General features: G+C 34.6%; 9 protein-coding genes. 8 read left to right on the forward strand and 1 reads right to left on the reverse strand.

All coding sequences use genetic code 11. From position 1 onward, the window contains the following. The first annotated feature begins 15 nt into the window (after window positions 1-15). The 8 genes from BUB89_RS11975 to BUB89_RS12010 all read left to right on the forward strand — a co-directional run bounded on the left by BUB89_RS11975 (window position 16) and on the right by BUB89_RS12010 (window position 16,644). A complete protein-coding gene (locus BUB89_RS11975; RefSeq protein WP_073245360.1) occupies window positions 16-1,824 on the forward strand; it encodes a RagB/SusD family nutrient uptake outer membrane protein in 1,809 nt (602 codons plus the stop codon). A 23-nt stretch (window positions 1,825-1,847) separates the two neighbouring features. Further along, window positions 1,848-2,909: a DUF5627 domain-containing protein gene (locus BUB89_RS11980; RefSeq protein ID WP_073245362.1), complete on the forward strand. Its 1,062-nt coding sequence runs from the start codon at window positions 1,848-1,850 to the stop codon at window positions 2,907-2,909. A gap of 646 nt (window positions 2,910-3,555) precedes the next feature. Continuing rightward, the gene (locus BUB89_RS11985; protein WP_073245363.1) at window positions 3,556-7,005 is read left to right on the forward strand and encodes a thrombospondin type 3 repeat-containing protein; all 3,450 of its coding nucleotides are present in this window, start codon (window positions 3,556-3,558) and stop codon (window positions 7,003-7,005) included. 7 nt (window positions 7,006-7,012) lie between these two features. Continuing rightward, window positions 7,013-7,696, forward strand: coding sequence for a fibronectin type III domain-containing protein (locus BUB89_RS11990; RefSeq protein ID WP_073245366.1), 684 nt, complete (start codon window positions 7,013-7,015; stop codon window positions 7,694-7,696). A 179-nt stretch (window positions 7,697-7,875) separates the two neighbouring features. Continuing rightward, window positions 7,876-11,028, forward strand: a complete 3,153-nt coding sequence (locus BUB89_RS11995; protein WP_073245368.1) for a glycoside hydrolase family 2 TIM barrel-domain containing protein — start codon at window positions 7,876-7,878, stop codon at window positions 11,026-11,028. A 174-nt stretch (window positions 11,029-11,202) separates the two neighbouring features. Continuing rightward, complete coding sequence (locus tag BUB89_RS12000; RefSeq protein WP_170215507.1) at window positions 11,203-12,603, forward strand: glycoside hydrolase family 43 protein; 1,401 nt, start codon at window positions 11,203-11,205, stop codon at window positions 12,601-12,603. A gap of 276 nt (window positions 12,604-12,879) precedes the next feature. Beyond that, window positions 12,880-13,998, forward strand: coding sequence for an endo-1,4-beta-xylanase (locus BUB89_RS12005; RefSeq protein ID WP_159434578.1), 1,119 nt, complete (start codon window positions 12,880-12,882; stop codon window positions 13,996-13,998). 252 nt (window positions 13,999-14,250) lie between these two features. Further along, entirely contained in the window at window positions 14,251-16,644 is a 2,394-nt protein-coding gene (locus tag BUB89_RS12010) for a glycoside hydrolase family 127 protein (RefSeq protein WP_073245374.1), read from the forward strand. 94 nt (window positions 16,645-16,738) lie between these two features. Here the strand turns inward: BUB89_RS12010 and BUB89_RS12015 are convergent. Continuing rightward, window positions 16,739-17,332: transketolase family protein (locus BUB89_RS12015; protein WP_317048475.1), on the reverse strand; the 594-nt coding region annotated here is incomplete at its 5' end.

A 17,332-nucleotide genomic window follows, 5' to 3' on the forward strand; every position in this document is an offset into this window, starting at 1 on the left:
AAAAAACTTAAAATAATGATTAAGAATAAAAACATATTTGTAATTTTAATTCTCTCCATCTTATTTGTTGGCTGTACAGATGTTATAGATCCAGCGGAAGAGAATATTCGCGACCAAAGTTCGACCTATAATGAGCCTAATTTTGGTTTAGGTTTACTGACCCAGGGTTATACCAGGATTCCTACTAATGGCTACAATTTTAGTGAAGTAGCTACTGATGATGCAGTAAGTAATGATGTGACTAATGGTTTTTTGAGGTTAGCAACAGGGCAATGGACAGCATCAAGTAATGCTGCTGATCGCTGGTCATCTTGTTTTTCAGGAATACAATATATGAATATTGTTTTGACTGAAGCAGACAAAATGACTTTTGCCGACGATCCAATTATTGATAAATTGTTTAAAGAGCGTATTAAAGGAGAGGCTTATGGCTTGCGTGCTCTTTTTATGTTTAATTTGTTGCAGTCACATGCAGGTTGGGTAAACGGAAAATTAATGGGAGTTCCTATCTATTCAGAGGTACTGAATAAGGATTCTGATTTTAATGTTCCACGTCAGGATTTTAATGCCTGTGTAACACAAATTTATAAAGATGTAGATAGTGCAGCAGTTCGTTTGCCTCTTAACTACAGAGATATTGCTAATGTGTCTGATATACCGGCTTTTTACAGTTCGATTAACCCCTCAGTTGGATCTTACAATAGAGCTATGGGCTTAAGATATTTAGGTTTAGTAAGTGGTATCATTGTAAAAGCAATTCGTTCGCAAACTGCTTTATTGGCAGCTAGTCCTGCTTTTGCTGATGGTACTGCCAATGGTTCAAGTGAGACATGGGCAAATGCGGCTAAATATGCTGCTGAAGTTATTGCCTTCAAAGGAGGTTTAACAGGATTGCCTACTGATTTTAATAGTGGTATTGCATGGTACAGAAATACATCACAAATTAATGGATTGACTGCGGGATCTAATCCTCCAGAGGTTTTATGGAGAGCAGGAACTTCAAATAATAATGATTTAGAGCGTGATCATTTTCCTCCTTCTTTGTTTGGTAGTGGTCGTGTGAATCCAACTCAAAATTTTGTAGATGCTTTCTATGCAAGTAACGGTTATCCAATAACACATCCTTCTGCTAATTATAATGCAAATAATCCTTATGCAAACAGAGATCCTCGTTTGGCTGAGTTTGTAAATTATCACGGAAGAACAGCGGGAGTTACTAATGCTCAAATTAACATGGCAACTGGTACTCAAGACCCTGTAAACAAGATTTTAACTTCTACTCGTACAGGTTATTATATGAGAAAATTGTTAAGACAAGACGTGAATTATAATCCACAAGGAAGAAATACTCAACTTCATTACAGACCTCGTATTCGTTATACAGAAATGTATCTTAATTATGCTGAAGCAGCTAACGAAGCCTGGGGATCAGTTTCAGATCCAGAAGGTTATGGTTATACTGCTTATGATATAATTAAGGTTATTCGTAAAAGAGCAATGGGTTTAAATACAGATCCGTATTTAGAATCTATTAAAAATGATAAAGATGCTATGCGTGAGTTGATTCGTAATGAGCGTCGTTTAGAATTATCTTTTGAAGGATTCCGTTTTTGGGATTTACGCCGTTGGAAAGTTCCATTTACAAAACTAACTGAACCAGCCAGAGGTATTACAATTTCAGGTACATTAGCGGCACCTATTTACAGCGCACCAACAACTGTTGAAAATAGAGCTTATCAAAACCATATGTATTATGGACCAATTCCATATTTGGAAACTTTAAAATTTACTAATTTGCTTCAAAATGACCTTTGGAATAATTAGAAATATACTTAATAACAAAAATTATGAAAAAACTAATTTTATTTTTATTGATATTGACATCCATTGTAGGATGTTCCAATGATTCAATATCATTTCCCGATTATGATTATTCAGCAGTGTATTTTCCTTACCAGTTCCCTGTGCGAACAATAACTTTTGGAGAAGATATCTTTGATAATACTTTAGATCTTCAGGGTAAGTGCGAAATTATGTGTGCGTTAGGTGGAGTTTATGATAACAAACAAGACCGAATAATTAACATTGAAATAGCCGATACTATTCCTGTGGGTTATAATTTCACCGGAACCACCAGAGCCATACGTGCTATGCCAAGAAATTATTACACTTTAGCATCTGATCAAATAATTATTAAGAAAGGTACTATTTCTGGAGGAGTACAAGTGCAGTTAACGGATGCTTTTTTTGCAGATCCTTTAGCAACAGCTAATAATTATGTGATTCCTTTATTGATGACTACAGTAACTAATGCTGATACAATTTTACAGGGGAAACCAATTCTTCTTGGTTCTAAACCTAGAAGGCTTAATGGAGGACTTTGGGATGTTCGTGCAAAAGATTATGTTTTGTATGCTGTAAAATACATTAATACATGGCATGGTCAATATCTTAGAAGAGGTAGAGATGTTTATTCTGGAAATAGAGTAGCTAATGTTGTTAGACGTCCAGTGGATGTTGTAACTTATGATGCATCTGCTGCTGATTCTCAAAAATGGGTTTTTCCATTGACTACTCAATCTTTAAATGTTTTGAGATTCCCAATAGTACTACAGGATAATGCAAATCCTGCACAAAATTACAACTGTGTCTTAAATTTGAGTTTTGATCAGGATAACAATTGTACAGTTACTTCTTCTGATCCTTCGACCTATACGGCGACTGGTTCAGGTAAGTTTGTTAAAAAAGGTGAAAAACAAAGTTTTGGAGGTCTTGACAGAGATGTTCTTTACTTAGATTACACTATCACTCATCCGGGCAAAGGTATTACAACACAAACTAAGGATACTTTAGTAATGAGAAACAGAGGTGTTGTTATGGAGCAATTTTCAGCTACATTAGCTCCGTAATCTTAAATTTTAATTTTAATATCGGCTAAGAATTTCTTAGCCGATATTTTTTTGAGTTTAGTTTAATATTCATTTCTTCATCTTTGCGCCAGTCAAGTCTGTTTACATAGCTTAATTACTCCTCTTTATTTTAAAGTGTAAATAATATTTGATTCAAGTATTGAGTCTAAAAGAATTGGCAACAATAGTAATGCAGAGACAGCTTATTTTCCATTAGAAATTAGTCGTTCAAGTAATTTTGGATTAGCAATAGGTTATAAGTTTAAAGACAAATATAGTGTCGAAATGAGATATCATTCTAATTCCAATATTTTAAGTAAACATAAAATGTACTCTTCAGATTATAATAAAATTTCAGTTATAGTTGGATATTCAATATTTTGATCTAAAAAAATAATTTCAAATTTTGAGATTTAATAAGGTTTATGATTGCTTTTTCAGAAGTTTTGAAATATTGATACGCAAAAAGTATTCTTGTTCTATTGATCAAAAAATACTACTAACCTTTGTTCCTTAAAACATATTTTTTTTTTATAGTTGTTTTGTGAAATACTAATCCTAATCACCGTTTTTTCAATTGTATTTTTTTATTAGAAAATAACTAACTACTAACTACCCATTTACATATATCATAAATTTTACCGTTATGAAAACAATTAAAATAAAACTTGCAATTATTGTGGGTATAATTTTTTGCGGTCTGGGGTTTGCACAGAATCCAAAAGTCAGAATTGACAAGAATACAGCTTATCAAAAAATTACCGGATTTGGTGGATTTGTAAATAGTCCACAATTTGGTTATAATCATATGTCGACAGCAGAAATTCAAAAAGTTTGGGGAGTAAATAGTGGGGCAGGTTATACTATTATGCGACTGTATATTCCTGAAAATAAGAGTGGTTGGAGTTCTGTGTTGGCTACTGCACAACTTGCAAAATCTATGGGACTTACCATTTTCGCGAGTCCTTGGACAATGCCAGCAGAATGGAAAACTAATAATCATATTAATGCAGTGTACGTAGATGCTGATGGTGTGCAACAGATAGGATATTTAAAGCCTGAACATTATATGGATTATGCTTTATATCTGGATGATTTTGTGACTTATCTTAAAAATAACGGTATAGAGTTGGATTATATTTCTGTACAAAATGAACCGGATGAGAAGGCATTATATCATGGATGTATATGGACTCCGGATCAGATTGCTACTTTTGTGAAAGACTATGGACATCTTATTAATTGTAAAGTAATCGCACCTGAGAGTGTTGGTTTTTCGGATAATTATGCAAATGCTTTTTTAAAGCCTGAAGTAATGGCTAATTTTGAAGTATATGGAGGACATCAGTACGGTGGAATGCAGTCTGTCTATAAGCAATTTCAAAATTATAACAAACAAATCTGGCAGACAGAGTATCTTATCAATTGGAATTCTTCTAGTGGAACTACGCCAAGAGATTTTGATTGGAATACAGATGGTTTTTCTTTTGCTAAAAGTGTAAATGATGCATTATTGGGTAATATTAATGCCTGGATTCATTATGCCACAAAGCGTTTTTATGGGTTAATGGGGGATGGAACTAATGGTTCTGTTGATGGTGAAATTACTAAAAGAGGATATGTTCTTCAGCAATTAGCTAAAAATGTTACCGGAAAGACCAGAATCAATGCTATATGGACAGATGAAGGTCTTTTAAAAGGATCTTCATATATTTCTGAAGATGGAAATAAAATTGTTTTATTTGTATATAATACTGCATCTACACCTTCAACTTTAACAGTAGATTTACCATTTTATACCGTTTCAGGAACAAAAATAGTTACAAATGCTACAAGTAACTATACCATTTCTAATCTTGCTTATAATGAACAAATTTTTCGTCCTGTAGTAACTGTAGATGCTTCTAGTGTTATGACTTTTATTTTTAATAAAAATAGCGAGAGATTACAATCTGATATGATTGGGGAAGATATCCATTATAATAAAATTGATGTTCAGCAAACTTCTAATGCTACATTTGGAACTGCTTATAAAATCAGTGGACAAACTAAAACCTGGTCGAATCCAAATCCTTTATTCAGTTCTAACAATAACGCAACAAATGGTTATATTGCTTTGGATGATAGATATAACAAATTAATAATGCATGTCAATAGTGCAACATCTGTCTCTAATCGCTATTCTGATAATACGACACTTATATATGTTAATGCAGCCGGAACAGTAAAGAGTAAAAATTATGGACGAGTGACTTTTCCAGCTGCTGGAAGTTTTGACATTGTTTTAGATATTTCAACAGCAACATTAACTGATGGTATTAAAGGAATTATTAGCCTAACAAATTCCAATTATAGTTCGGTACTTACCATGAATTTTGGAGATGTCTATTTGAATATTGGTAATGAAAAAACTTCGAAATTCTCAGGAGTTTATTCCGATGATGATAGTAACTTGTTGGATGCTTTGACCAGTAGCTATAGTACTTCTCTCGATCTGCGTAATGTAACAGCAATTCCCCAAAGTAAAAATTTGTATCAATCAGCAGCAAATAAGAACAGTATTTATTATGTACCTCAAGGTTATACAGGTCTTACAACGAATGTTATTGCAAACAACAATGCAAATTTACTTTCTCTTACTGATCAGAGTGGTGATTTTAGTGTACCTTTTAATTTTAATACCACTTCAGCTACTTATACTGGAGTTTTTGCAGGGTATAGAACTTTGACATTACCTTTTGAAGCATCAATTCCCACAGGTGTTACTGCCTATAATATGGTTTCATCATCTGCAGATGTTTCTTGTACATCAATAAAAAACGGAATTATTCCTGCTAACACGCCTGTTTTAATTAGTGGAAACGGAACGTTTACTTTTACAGGAAGTGGAGCTGTTTCTACTCCTAAAAATCTCATAGTAAATAATTTTGTGCCTGTGTATATCAGCCACAAATCTCCTGTGAAAAGTTATGTTTTTAAAACAGTTAATGGTGTTTCGGGATTTTATACTGTAACAACTTTTTCTCTTTCAGATATGAATCCATTTACAGCATATATTACTTCCGAAAATTTATATACGGCAGAAGTTCTTCCTCTCAAATTTGATATTTCAGATGATAGTGATGCAGATGGGGTTCCAAATAATATAGATACATGTCCTAACTCTCCATCAGGTCAAATTGTAAATGCTACGGGTTGTTCAGATAATCAGTTAGATAGTGATGGAGATGAAGTTCCAAATAATTCAGATGTTTGTCCTAATACTCCATTAGGTCAAACTGTAAATGCTGGTGGATGTGCTCAGAGTCAATTGGATGATGATAGCGATGGTGTTAAAAATAGTGTGGATATTTGTCCAAATACACCTAGCGGTCAGGCAGTTGATACTAATGGATGCTTAGCTTTAGGATCAACAAATTATTCTATTGAAGTTGTTGGCGAAAGTTGTCCAAATAAAAATAATGGTCAAATAACAATCACTGCCAGTCAGAATTTGACTTATTCAGCAACTGTTAACGGAACCCCTAAAGCTTTTACAAATAAAATTTTAGCTTTAAATAATTTAAATCCTGGTACTTATGATGTATGTATTGAGGCTTCAGGGACAGGCTCTAAACAATACTATTCTATTGTAATTCCTGCAAGTGCAGCTATAACCGGAAAAACAAGTTCTTCATCGGATAAATTACACGTTGAAATTGAATCGGGAACCGCTCCATATCAGGTAACAATTAATGGTGTAACTCAGTTTGAAACTAATAATACGAGTTTTGATGTAGCGGTAAATTCTGGAGATGTGCTAGAGGTTTCAACTTCAAAATTATGTGAAGGAATATTAGCTAAAACCATTACACTTTTTGATTTAGTGAGAGCAGTTCCAAATCCTACACCTGGTCCATTTGATATTTATTTACCTACGAATGACAACTCAGTAGAAATAGGAATTTATACTGTAAATGGAATTTTAATTTCTAAATCGGTTTACACTATTGAAAATGGCAAAGTGCATTTAGATTTAGGAAAAGAACCAACAGGTGTTTATTTTGTTAAAATTCAATCGAATCCTATAGAAACAATTAAAATTATTAAAAAGTAGTTGCGATATGAAAAAAATAAGTTTATTTATCTTGAGTTTGATCCTATTGGTTTCATGTAGTAGTGGTGGAGATGAGGAGGATACCCAAACTCCACCAACTATTCCAGGTTTAGTTTATCCAACAAATAATTTGGTTTGTATAGATAATGTAGTTGAATTTAAGTGGAATGCTTCCTCTGATGCTCAAAATGATGCGATTACTTATCAACTAGATGTTGCTACAGATAATGCTTTCACTAAAAATGTAGTTACTTCAACGACTACTATGTTGAGTAAGTCATTGTCTTTAGAGAAGGGAAAGTTTTATTATTGGCGGGTAAAAGCAATTGATTCTAAAAATAAAACAGGTGAATATACTTCGGCATATACTTTTTTTACCGAAAATCAGGGAATAGTTAACCATTTACCGTTTATTCCAGAAATAAAGACGCCGGTTTTGCATTCGAGTATTTCCGGAAGTTCAACAACTTTAAGTTGGACAGCAGTAGATGCAGATAATGATAATTTGTTATATGATGTGTATTTAGGAACTTCAAATCCACCTACTCAAAAAGTAGCTTCAGACTTATCTACTGCTACTTATGAAGTATCTTCTTTATCAGCTGGAACAAAGTATTATTGGTATGTTGTTGTTAAAGATGGCAAAGGAGGAACTACAATAGGTCAAGTTTGGGATTTTACAAAACAATAGATGGTTTTTTGCATAAAGGCTTTTGCTGAAGCCTATTATTTGCAGTAACTATATTTACCTATAAGATCAAAGACATTCTAAATTAAAAAGGGTGTATGGCTTGTAGATTTCAAATCTGATGATAAAAATTGAAAGTTATAAATATAAATATTAAGTAAAATAGATAAAATTATATACCAATGAAAAAAAATGCTTTTTTACTATTGATGTTAGTCTCAATATTTTTTATAAATAAGATTGAGGCTCAGACTACTGTAGCAGGAGCCTCAATTCCACCTGAAATAGAAAATCCCGAATTACTCGGAATAAACAAAGAGCCTTATCACGCTACATTAATGCCTTATGCCAATTTGAAAGAAGCGTTGGTAACCAAACGGCATGCTTCATCATTTTCTCAAAGTCTTAATGGGGATTGGAAATTTAATTGGGTTCCAACGCCTGAAAAACGTCCTGTCGATTTCTATAAGTCTGATTATGATGTATCTGGTTGGAAAGAAATTGCTGTGCCTTCTAACTGGGAAGTAAAAGGTTATGGAACACCTTTTTACAGAAATTTAGGTTATACAATCAAAAAAGATTTTCCACATGTAATGAGTGAACCCGAGAAATGGTATACATCCTATAAGGAACGAAATCCTGTGGGAAGTTACCGCAGAGAATTTACGGTTCCTGCTGAATGGGAAGGACGTCGTAATTTCATCACTTTTGATGGTGTTGATAGTGCCTTCTTTTTGTGGATAAATGGTGAAAAAGTAGGCTTTAGTGTCAATAGTCGTAATGCAGCCGAATTTGACCTTACCAAATATCTAAAACCGGGTAAAAATATAATTGCTGTTGAAGTATATCAATACAGTTCAGGCACCTGGTTAGAAGATCAGGATATGTGGCGTTTGCACGGAATTTTTCGTAATGTGACCCTTTGGAGCGCTCCTCAGGTACATATTCGTGACTTTTTTGTAAAAACAGATTTGGATAAAGATTATAAAGATGCAACATTAGACGTAGCTGCCAAAATTAAAAATTACAGTGATAAAACTGGAAAAGCGCAAACCTTCACGGCTACACTTTACGACAAAGAGGGTAAAGAAATAGCCAAAGCAAGTGCAAGTGGTACTGCACTAAAATCCAATACTGAACAATCTTTAAATGTGAAAATTAAAGTAGCTAATCCCTTAAAATGGACTGCTGAAACGCCTAATTTATATACAGTTGTATTAACAAGTTCTGAAGGAGAAATACTTTCATCAAAAATAGGTTTCCGCAAGGTAGAAATCAAAGGAAGGGTTTTTATGGCTAATGGTGTACCAATTAAATTGAAAGGTGTAAATCGTCACGAGCATTGGTCAGATGTAGGTCATGCAGTTACCGAAGAGCAAATGATACGTGATTTGGAAGTTATTAAGCAAGGAAATTGCAATCATATCCGTACGAGTCATTATTCCAATGACCCACGCTGGTATGAATTGTGTGACGAATGGGGAATCTGGTTAGTTGCAGAAGCTAATATGGAATACCATGGTTATGATACAAGATTTGATGAAGAACCGACAATAAAAGCAGCTATAATTGATCGTAATGTGGCTAATGTTGAAAATTTTAAAAATCATCCATCAGTAATTATCTGGTCATTAGGAAATGAAGGAGGGGGAGTGAGTACGAATTTAAAAGCAGCTATGGCTGAAGTGAAAAAAATTGATGATACCCGATTTGTACACTACGAACGTTTTGGTATTGGCAAAAATAATCCTTCAGATTTTGAAGGACGCATGTATGGCAGTGCTGCTGATTATGTGGATATGGTAAAAAACTGGGGAATGACTAAACCTTTTTATATCTGTGAGTTTGTACACGCCATGTTTAATTCCATGGGTTCTCTTGATGAATACTCTCGAGTTTTTGATGAAAATCCTGAAATTTTAGGTGGTGCTATTTGGGAATTTCAAGACCAGGCATTATGGAATAAGCGTGACCCCAATCATCCAATATTGGCTTATGGAGGTGGTTTTGGCGAAAATCCAAATGACCATTATTTTATTCATAAAGGAGTGATTTCTTATGATCGTGCTACCGAAGGGAAAAATGTAAAACCACATTATCCTGAAATGAAAAAAGCATTCCAGTGGATTGATACAAAACTCACCGATCCAGTTAGTGGAGGAATTCAAATTAAGAATAAATACCAGTTTATCTCCTTGGAAGGTTTTGATGCCACTTGGAGTTTATCCGAAGATGGAAAAGAAATTGATAATGGAAAAATTAGCAGAATGCGTCCCACTTGGACAAAAGGAATTTTTACGGCAACTATTCCTTATAAAATAGAGCATCCTAAAGCCGGATCAGTATATTATTTACGTATTTCATATAAGCAAAAGGAAAAAACACTTTGGGCTGATAAAGGTTTTGAAGTAGCCACAGAACAGTTTAAACTTCCCGTAAATACTCTTCCAGTGGCAGAATCAAAAGTAACCCAACCAGTAAAATTGGTGCAGAATAATCAATCGGCAATTGTTTCAGGAAAAGATTTCTCTGTGAGTTTTGATAAGAAAACCGGCTTCATGAGTCAGTTAACTAAGGATGGCATTAATCTCTTAACAGTTGATGGTGCTCCTAAATTGCATTTATGGCGTGCTTCTCACCGTAATGACGATGACTGGGCTTACAGACAATGGGAAAAATATGGAGTAACTACACTTCAATATAAACCGGTGGATTTTAAAGTAGAAGTTATTGACAAGGCTTCAGTGAAAATAACGGCTACAACAAAGGCAGATGGTAAAGAAGGTTTTGGAGTTTATCATACTGCGACTTATTTAATTAAAGGAGATGGCTCTATAAAAGTGGATAATGATGTTCAATTTGTAGGTTTCCGCATTAATTTGGCTCGAATAGGGGTGCGAATGTTATTGGACAAGAAACTAGATCGGATGACATTTTTGGGTCGAGGACCATTCGAAAATTATTCAGATCGCAAGAGTTCTGCTGAAGTAGGCCTTTACGAATTAGGTGTAAATGAACAATATGAATATGAAAAACCAATGGAACGTGGGAATCATGAAGAGGTTAGTTGGGCAAAATTAAGTGGTAAAGAGATACCTTCATTGATGGTAAAAGCAGATGAGAAATTGATGCAGGTGGCGGCGCTTCCTCATACTGATGAGCAAATGCATCCGGTAGAATATAAAATTGATTTACCAGCAAGTACTTCAACTGTATTTTGTCTTTCTACTAAAACATTAGGTGTAGGATCTGCTAGTTGCGGACCTAAACCACTTGAAGAATATCAGGTTTTTGCTGTGCCTACTTCTTTTACATACACGATTAACTTATTTTAATTTTAGACTGCTATCACTAAATGGGCAAATTTTATGGCTTGATCAATTGGATTTGAGTACTGCCACTCAGGGATGGTATCCCAAGTAGCAATACCTGCACATGGAGTAGAACTTTATAAATTTTTACCTATTTAGAATTAAAAATCTTAAATAATACAGATAAAAGAACTTTATATGAATTACGCAATGTTAAAAAAAATAGCGGCCATTACCATATTGGTATTACTTTTCCCCTTTTTGAGTAAGGCACAAAATCCGATTGTTCAAACACACTTTAGTCCTGATCCGGCACCAATGGTTCATAACGGTACCCTTTATGCTTACGTGGGGGATGATATTCCTGGTTTTGATTTTTATTACATGACCAAGTGGCGTGTATTATCTACTACTGATATGGTAAACTGGACTGATTATGGAAGTCCCATTTCCTTAGAATCTTTTAAGTGGGCACGTGATCGAGCATGGGCTTCTCAATGTATCGAACGTAATGGCAAATTTTACTGGTATATCTGCGCTCAAACTACAAAAAATGATATGGCGATAGGAGTGGCTGTATCAGATTCACCAACAGGGCCTTTCAAAGATGCGATTGGTAAACCATTAATTACCACTGGAAGTTGGTCTAATATTGATCCCACTGTATCGATAGATGATGATGGTCAAGCATATCTTTATTGGGGCAATGGAAGTTTATTTTATGTAAAGTTAAATAAAAATATGATTTCTTATTCTGGAGATATTGTAACCCTACCACTTAATGTAGATACTTTTGGGGGATTCAGAGGCAATAAAAGCATTGAAAATCCTAATAAAGATACCTTTGTAGAAGGTCCTTGGTTTTATAAAAGAAACAACATCTATTATATGATGTATGCAGGAATGGGTAAAGGAGGAGAGAGCCTTTCTTATTCTACGAGTAATTCTGCAATTGGACCATGGAAATATCAAGGAAAAATAATGGAGAATCAGAAAACAAATAGTTTTACTAATCATGGTGGAGCTATTGAGTACAAAGGAAACTCGTATCTTTTTTATCATACAGGATTATTACCAGGTGGAGGAAGTTATGGACGATCTTCCTGCGTTGAACAATTTATATATAATTCTGACGGAACAATTCCTTCAGTTTCTATTTCTGAACAAGGAGTTAAACCGATAGGGAAAATTAACCCTTATGAACGCGTTGAAGCAGAGACAATGGCTTGGTCACAAAAATGCTCAATATCTGAGAATAAAAAAATTGGTGTTTATGTATCTGGTACCCGTTTAAAAGGTTATACAAAAGTTAGAGAGGTCGATTTTGGAACGCATTCACCTAAATCATTCTCTGCTTCTTTGGCAGCAGGACTTGATGGAGGTATTTTAGAAGTTAGACTTGATAGTGTAACTGGACCAATTATTTCCTCTATTCAACTTCCTCGTACAGGAGGATGGGAGGTTTTTAAAACATTTACTTCAAAACTTAATCAGGAAGTAACTGGAAAACATGATGTTTACCTTTGTTTTAATGGACAAAATATTACAGCAGGACGTGAATTATTCAACTTTGATTGGTGGAAATTTTCTACTAAATAATAAAAAAACATGAAATTAAAAAACAACTATTTTATTTAGTGCGAGCTGTTTGATTACTGTTTCTGTTCTTTTGCACCGAGCAACAAATTAAGAATGGCGATGCCAGTTTTAAAACTGAAGAATTAGAATTAAAAACACAAGACTATTGAAAAAATACAATTGTCTAATGATTATGTGAATTAACTAAATTAATATATTATGATGAAAAAATTTATTATCGCAGGTTTTATCCTGATGGAGATTTTAGGTGTCTCTATATATAGCCAGGACAAAACGTTGTCGCAGAAGTCACTAAAAGAAGCATTTGCTGGAAAATTTCTTATTGGCTGTGCTGATGATCTTACATCGAATAATGATGCTTATCAGGCAAATATTAAAGCGCAATACGACATTGTTACTCCGGAAAATTGCATGAAACCACAGCCAATTCACCCATCGGAAGATATTTATAATTTCAAAACAACCGATGCAATGGTTGATTGGTGTGAGAAAAATGGGTTAAAAGTATGGGGACATACTTTAGCTTGGCATGCACAAACTCCAGCATGGTTTTTTCAGGCAGTAAATCCTAAGACTGTTGAAGCTCAACCAGCAAGACGTCAAGGAGGCAGTTTTGATCCAAATGCACCACGTCTGTCGATGGATAAGATGTGGGAAAACAGTATAAAAGGTGATCAGGCAAGCAAGAAAGTAGCACTTGAACGTTTGGAGAAACATATCAAAACCGTGGTGGGACGATACAAAGGACGAATTATTGGTTGGGACGTTTTCAATGAATCCATTATCGATGGTGGTGACGGTTTGACAGAAGGACTTCGAAATTTCAGTTGGTATAAGGTTGCAGGACCAGAAGTATTAACCAAAGCATTTAAATGGGCACATCAAGCTGATCCTAAAGCTAAGCTATATTACAATGACTACAATATTGAACAGGGCGCGGTTCAAAATAAAGGAAAACACGCTAGCTCTATGTTGTTACTTAAGCGTCTGATTAAAGAAGGTGCACCTATTACTGGTGTTGGAATTCAGGGGCACTGGCACTTGGATACTAATCTTGCTGACGTTGAAAAAGCCATTGAAAACTATGCTTCGCTGGGACTAAAGGTTTCTATTACAGAACTAGACGTAACTGCAACTGGTGATAACAGTGGTGCTTTTGGCGTGAATCAGGGTGACAGAAAAATTCCAGCTGAGAACTATCAAAAGCAGGCTGAAGTATATAAAAAACTTTTCGAAATTTTCATGAGACATAGCAACGTAGTCGAACGTGTAACTTTTTGGGGACTAAGCGATACCCGTTCTTGGAGACGTGGACAAGATGCGCTTTTGTTTGATGGACAATTGAATCCAAAACCAGCTTTTAAAGCTGTTATTGAAGCAAGTAAATCTAAATAAAATTGATTTTTTCTACATTTCTAATCTGTTCAACAAACTAGTAAACAGAAGATAAAAAATTATAAACCATCATATCAACACCAATGGCGATTTAAATGCCTTTGGTGTTAATGAATTTTAATATTATCGTTCTATGCGTAATTGTTTTAACAATTTAACTTTCTGTCATCCAGATATTTTCTAAAGAATGGTTCAACCAAATAATTACGGATATAAATATTTTTTTTGAATTATAATTATAAAAAATAATATATGAAGAAATACCTTTTATGCTTTTTAACAATAAATAGCATTTTTATAGGAAACTTAAATCTTAATGCACAAAACAAACTCTATCCAAATGAATTTGCTTTAGGCGAAGTAAAATTATTGGAAGGACCTTTTAAACAGGCTCGGGATCTTAATCTTAAGGTAATTCTAAAGTATGATGTTGATCGAATGATGGCACCGTACAGAAAAGAAGCCGGATTAGCTGTAAAAGCAAAAACCTATCCCAACTGGGATGGTCTCGATGGGCATATAGCAGGACATTATTTAACTGCATTAGCTCAAAATTATGCTTCGACGGGTGATTTAGAATGCAAAAAACGTATGGAATATATGCTTTCCGAAATTAAAATCTGCCAGGAAGCAAATGCTAAAAATAATCCGGAATGGGGCGTCGATTATGTAGGAGGATTTCCAAATAGTAGTAAATTATGGTCCGCGTTTAAAAAAGGGGATTTAAGTATCTATAATGCTGCTTGGGCTCCTTTTTATAATTTGCATAAAATGTATGCAGGTCTTAGAGATGCCTGGGTTTATTGTGGTTATGAAGATGCAAAAGTAATATTCTTAAAGTTTTGTGATTGGGGAATTTCAATTACATCAGCTCTTAATGAAGAACAAATGCAATCCATGTTAAACATGGAACACGGAGGTATGGATGAAATGTTTGCAGATGCTTATCAGATGACAGGCGATAAAAAATACCTGATGGCTGCAAAGCGCTATTCTCATAAAATAATTCTTGATCCAATGTCACAAAGTGTAGATAATATGGATAATAAACATGCCAATACTCAAATCCCAAAAGTGGTAGGTTTTCAAAGAATTGCAGAACTTGGTCATGATGAGAAATATGATAAAGCAGCCAGTTTTTTTTGGGAAACAGTTACTACAAACCGCTCTTTAGCTTTAGGAGGAAATAGTAGAAGAGAGCATTTTCCTAATGCTGAATCTTGCACGGATTATGTCAATGATGTAGATGGACCTGAAACATGTAATTCGAACAATATGTTGAAATTAACGGAGAATTTGTTCAGAGTACGTCCAGAAGCAAAATATGTGGATTACTATGAAAAAACAATGTACAATCATATTCTATCAAGTCAGCATCCTGAGCACGGAGGATATGTATATTTTACTTCGGCTCGTCCGCGTCATTACCGAATCTATTCTGCTCCTAACGAAGCCATGTGGTGTTGTGTAGGAACGGGTATGGAAAATCACGCTAAGTACAATCAATTTATCTACACACATTCAGATGATGCATTGTATCTAAATTTATTTGTTGCTTCGGAACTTAACTGGAAAGATAAGAAGGTTAAATTCAGGCAGGAAACTCAATTTCCTTATGAAGAGCAAACTAAACTTACTGTAACCGAAGGGAATGCTAAATTTAAATTAATGGTTCGTTACCCTTCGTGGGTAAGTGAAGGTGCTTTAAAGATTACTGTAAATGGTAAAAACGTGAGTTACTCTAATCATCCCTCTTCTTTTGTAGCTATTGAGAGAGCATGGAAAAAAGATGATGTTGTAGAAATTAAACTTCCAATGCACAGCACTATCGAATATTTACCTAATGTTTCTCAATATATTGCTTTTATGCATGGGCCAATTTTACTGGGCGCCAAAACCGGAACAGAAGATTTGAGAGGTCTTATTGCTAATGACAGTCGTTTTGGACAATATCCTGGCGGGCAAAAGCTTCCAATTGATAAAGCTCCGATTTTAGTGGAAGAGAATATTAAAAATATTGCAGATAAGTTAGTTCCAATAAAAGATAAGCCACTTCATTTTACACTGAATGTCAAAATGGTTAATCCAATCAATCAGATAAAGTTAGAACCATTTTATAAAATCCACGACTCAAGGTATATGATGTACTGGATGGCTCTTACTAATTCTGGTTATAGTTCGTATACCGATTCTATTTCGAATATTGAAAAGGAGAAAATGGAACTTCAAAAACGCACTTTAGATTTTGTTGCTCCTGGCGAGCAACAGCCAGAGGTTGATCATGCTATGGAAAGGCAAAATGCTACAACAGGGAACTATAGGAATGAGTTTTGGCGTGAAGCCAAAGATGAAGGTTACTTTAGTTATAAACTTGCCACTACTAAAGAAACAGAATTAAGTTTGTTAGTTCGATATTGGGGAGCTGAGAACGGAAATAGATCTTTTGATATTTTCATTGATGATCAAAAACTAATAACGGAAAACATTTCGAACAAATGGAAACAAAATAAATTTCAAAATGTTGAATATGTTATTCCTGATACAATGCTAAAAGGAAAAGAATTTGTTCGCGTGAAATTTAAAGCTTTACCCGGAAATACAGCAGGTAAAATATATTATGTTAGAATTTTAAAAACAAAAAAATAAATTCCTAAAAAGCGTAAAAAAAACCGTCAAAAATTTTATTTTTGACGGTTTTTTTATTTCCCTAAAGTCCCTATAGCTATCGGCTCCGGGCGAATTATTTTCTAGCAATAACTCTTTCTACCGCTTCAACAATCGCCTGATTGTTTAATTTGTATTTTTCCATTAATTGTTCCGGAGTTCCAGACTCACCAAAACTATCTTTAACAGCTACAAATTCCTGTGGAGTAGGATTGTTTAAAGCTAATACACCAGCAATGCTTTCTCCAAGACCACCAAGGTAGTTGTGCTCTTCAGCAGTTACAATACATTTTGTTTTAGCTACTGATTTCAAAATAGCTTCAGCGTCTAATGGTTTAATCGTGTGAATGTTGATTACTTCAGCAGAAATTCCTTTTTCTTCTAATTTTTCAGCAGCAATTAACGCTTCCCAAACTAGGTGTCCTGTAGCAACAATTGTTACATCAGTCCCTTCGTTTAACATAATTGCTTTTCCAATGATGAATGGCTCATCAGCAGGAGTAAAGTTAGGCACTACCGGACGTCCAAAACGCAAGTAAGCTGGACCGTGGTGATCTGCTAAAGCAATTGTAGCTGCTTTTGTCTGGTTGTGATCACAAGTATTGATAACCGTCATTCCCGGTAACATTTTCATCAAACCGATATCTTCAAGGATTTGGTGCGTAGCTCC

The sequence above is a fragment of the Flavobacterium flevense genome, from assembly GCF_900142775.1.
In the GTDB taxonomy this organism is placed as follows: Bacteria; Bacteroidota; Bacteroidia; order Flavobacteriales; family Flavobacteriaceae; genus Flavobacterium; species Flavobacterium flevense.

Bases quoted from the DNA above. Each gene is read 5' to 3' on its own strand.
- BUB89_RS11975 (WP_073245360.1), top strand. From the start codon at position 16: ATGATTAAGAATAAAAACATATTTGTAATTTTAATTCTCTCCATCTTA.
- BUB89_RS11995 (WP_073245368.1), top strand. From the start codon at position 7,876: ATGAAAAAAAATGCTTTTTTACTATTGATGTTAGTCTCAATATTTTTT.
- BUB89_RS11990 (WP_073245366.1), top strand. From the start codon at position 7,013: ATGAAAAAAATAAGTTTATTTATCTTGAGTTTGATCCTATTGGTTTCA.
- BUB89_RS11980 (WP_073245362.1), top strand. From the start codon at position 1,848: ATGAAAAAACTAATTTTATTTTTATTGATATTGACATCCATTGTAGGA.
- BUB89_RS12010 (WP_073245374.1), top strand. From the start codon at position 14,251: ATGAAGAAATACCTTTTATGCTTTTTAACAATAAATAGCATTTTTATA.
- BUB89_RS11985 (WP_073245363.1), top strand. From the start codon at position 3,556: ATGAAAACAATTAAAATAAAACTTGCAATTATTGTGGGTATAATTTTT.
- BUB89_RS12000 (WP_170215507.1), top strand. From the start codon at position 11,203: ATGAATTACGCAATGTTAAAAAAAATAGCGGCCATTACCATATTGGTA.